This window comes from Vibrio sp. OPT46, assembly GCF_015163535.1.
Lineage (GTDB): Bacteria > Pseudomonadota > Gammaproteobacteria > Enterobacterales > Vibrionaceae > Vibrio > Vibrio alginolyticus.
The window spans coordinates 59,236-62,332 of record NZ_JADDYG010000005.1; the positions used below are offsets into that span (position 1 = coordinate 59,236).

General features: G+C 45.1%; 3 protein-coding genes and 1 pseudogene. All 4 read left to right on the forward strand.

Going from position 1 to position 3,097, the window contains the following annotated elements:
- Window positions 1-325 (forward strand): annotated as a pseudogene (locus IQR33_RS00430) (elongation factor 4); the annotation flags it as partial.
- A gap of 104 nt (window positions 326-429) precedes the next feature.
- Window positions 430-1,329 (forward strand): signal peptidase I, encoded by a 900-nt coding sequence (gene lepB, locus IQR33_RS00435; protein ID WP_005380933.1) that lies wholly within the window; start codon window positions 430-432, stop codon window positions 1,327-1,329.
- Window positions 1,330-1,350: 21 nt separating this feature from the next.
- Window positions 1,351-2,028, forward strand: a complete 678-nt coding sequence (gene rnc, locus IQR33_RS00440; RefSeq protein ID WP_005380932.1) for a ribonuclease III — start codon at window positions 1,351-1,353, stop codon at window positions 2,026-2,028.
- The gene (gene era, locus IQR33_RS00445) at window positions 2,021-2,983 is read left to right on the forward strand and encodes a GTPase Era (RefSeq protein ID WP_005380931.1); all 963 of its coding nucleotides are present in this window, start codon (window positions 2,021-2,023) and stop codon (window positions 2,981-2,983) included. The genes rnc and era overlap by 8 nt, the downstream gene beginning before the upstream one ends.
- The last annotated feature ends 114 nt before the right edge of the window (window positions 2,984-3,097 follow it).

Consider the following 3,097-nt stretch of genomic DNA (forward strand, 5'->3'; position numbering starts at 1 on the left):
TACTGTTGATGCATTGGCGATGATTACACACAAAGATCAGTCTCAGACTCGCGGTCGTCAGTTGGTAGAGAAGATGAAAGAATTCATCCCTCGCCAAATGTTTGATATCGCAATCCAAGCGGCAATTGGTAACCACATTATCGCTCGTTCAACGGTAAAACAGTTGCGTAAGAACGTTATTGCGAAATGTTACGGCGGTGACGTAAGTCGTAAGAAGAAACTTCTGAAGAAACAGAAAGAAGGTAAGAAACGCATGAAGCAGATCGGTAACGTTGAGCTGCCTCAAGAAGCGTTCCTAGCCATCCTTCACGTAGGTAAAGACTAAAGTTGAACTTTGTCTCACACTTGTCGGTCTTAAGACGTTAGATATTAAAATAAGTGAAAGGGTTTCGGCTCTTTCACTTTCGTATTTTTAGATAAGGGAATTTAATGGCGAATACATTCTCACTGATGTTGGTTATTGCGACTTTGGTAACTGGCGTGGTTTGGCTATTGGAAAAGCTGGTTTTCGCGAAAAAGCGTCAGGAAAAACTGGCTGAGATTCAAGCTCAGACGTCTAATGGTTTGGATGCAGTGACCTTGCAAAAAGTTGAGCGTCAGCCTTGGTGGGTTGAAAATAGCGTCTCTATTTTCCCTGTGATCGCGTTCGTTTTAGTATTACGTTCTTTTATCTACGAACCATTTCAAATCCCATCAGGCTCAATGATGCCTACCTTGCTGGTTGGCGATTTCATTTTAGTTGAGAAGTACGCGTACGGTCTAAAAGACCCAGTATGGCGTACTCAGCTAGTGGAAACTGGTAAGCCTGAGCGTGGTGATATCGTGGTATTCAAATACCCACCACAACCAAGCGTGGACTACATTAAGCGTGTAGTTGGTTTACCTGGTGATATCGTGCGTTATTCAAGTGATAAGCAGCTTTGCGTGCAAAGCCAAGGCGAATCGGCATGTAAGCCAGTTAAACTGAGCAATGTTGAAGAAAGTCAGTTTAGCTCGAACGGTATTCCAATGATCCAACTGGATGAAAAATTGGGTAACGTTGAGCACAATATTTTGGTTAATCCTCTTGTGCGTAACCGCGTGGAGCAATATTTCCCACGCAGCGGCACGACAGAGTGGGTTGTACCACAAGGTCAGTATTTTGTGATGGGTGATAACCGTGACAACAGTGCTGACAGCCGTTACTGGGGCTTTGTTCCAGAAGCAAACTTAGTCGGTAAAGCTGTCGCGATCTGGATCAGCTTCGAGTTTGATCGTGGCGCAGATAGTGTTCTACCTTCATGGATTCCAACTGGTGTGCGTTTTAACCGCATCGGTGGCATTCACTAACCATTCAAATATCGAGAGAGTATGAATTCTCCAATTGATAAACTAGAGAGAAAGCTCGGCTACCAGTTTCAAGATGCCGGGCTTATCAATTTGGCGCTGACGCACCGCAGCGCCAACAGTAAGCACAATGAACGTCTTGAGTTTCTGGGCGATTCAATTTTAAGTTTTGTCATCGCTGATGATCTGTACCATCGTTTCCCAAAAGTGAACGAAGGTGACATGAGCCGCATGCGTGCTACTTTGGTTCGCGGACATACATTGGCGGAACTGGGTCGTGAATTCGATCTAGGAGATTATTTAAAATTAGGTCCAGGTGAATTGAAGAGTGGCGGTTTTCGCCGAGACTCTATTTTAGCCGATGCGGTTGAAGCCATTATTGGCGCAATTTACCTAGACAGTGATCTTGAAGTTGTGCGAGGCATTGTACTGAGTTGGTATCAGTCACGCCTTGAAGCCATCAAACCAGGCGTTTCACAGAAAGATCCGAAAACTCGCCTACAAGAGTTCCTACAAGGCAGAAGAAAACCGCTGCCTGTCTACACAGTGACTAATATTAAAGGTGAAGCGCACAACCAAGAGTTCACGGTTGAGTGCGAAGTAGCAGGTGTGGATAAGCCTGTAATCGGTAAAGGCACCAGCCGCCGCAAGGCAGAACAAGCGGCTGCTGAAACAGCACTTGAGCAATTGACAAATGGCTGATAACGAATTCGATATCGATGCGTTTTTCGCATCACAAGGTGAGCCAAGCTCGCCAGAAAACCAACACTGTGGCTTTATTGCTATTGTTGGTCGTCCAAACGTAGGTAAGTCGACACTTTTGAACAAGATTTTGGGTCAGAAGATTTCGATCACCTCTCGTAAGCCGCAAACGACACGCCACCGTATTATGGGTGTGGATACGGACGGCGATTACCAAGCGATTTATGTCGACACGCCTGGACTTCACATTGAAGAAAAGCGTGCGATCAACCGTTTGATGAACCGTGCAGCTAACTCGTCATTGAGTGATGTAAACCTTGTGTTCTTCTTAGTCGATGGTACGCATTGGACTAAAGACGATGAGATGGTGCTGACCAAACTTCAAAAATCGAACTTCCCAGTTGTGCTTTGTGTAAACAAAGTCGACAACGTACAAGATCGTAACGACGTGATGCTACACATGGCGGAGATGTCTAAGAAGATGGACTTCGTGGATGTTGTGCCAATCTCTGCCAAGCAAGGTAAGAACATTGACGTACTGCGTAAGCACGTGCGTAATCACTTACCTAAAGCAACGCATCACTTCCCAGAAGAATACGTGACTGACCGTTCTCAGCGTTTTATGGCGTCTGAGATTGTGCGTGAAAAGCTGATGCGCTTTACTGGTGAAGAGCTGCCATACTCAGTAACGGTTGAGATTGAACGTTTTGATTACAACCCTGAAACCGACGGTTTCCACATCAATGCCTTGATTCTTGTTGAGCGTAATGGCCAGAAGAAAATGGTGATTGGCAAAGGCGGCGAGAAGATTAAAACCATTGGTCGCGAAGCGCGTTTAGATATGGAAGAATTGTTCGGTCGTAAGGTTTACCTAGAAACTTGGGTAAAAGTGAAATCTGGCTGGGCAGACGACGAACGAGCGTTGCGATCGTTGGGTTATATAGACGATTTATAATCTTGGCTGCGAAGGTGCTTCGCTCCAACATCGATGAAAAATCAGTATCGATTAAAATAAGGAGCCGCTTGGCTCCTTATTTTTTATTTCACACTTTTTAGGCACAATGACTTA

Coding starts and splice junctions, on each gene's coding strand:
- era (WP_005380931.1), top strand. CDS start 2,021: ATGGCTGATAACGAATTCGATATCGATGCGTTTTTCGCATCACAAGGT.
- rnc (WP_005380932.1), top strand. CDS start 1,351: ATGAATTCTCCAATTGATAAACTAGAGAGAAAGCTCGGCTACCAGTTT.
- lepB (WP_005380933.1), top strand. CDS start 430: ATGGCGAATACATTCTCACTGATGTTGGTTATTGCGACTTTGGTAACT.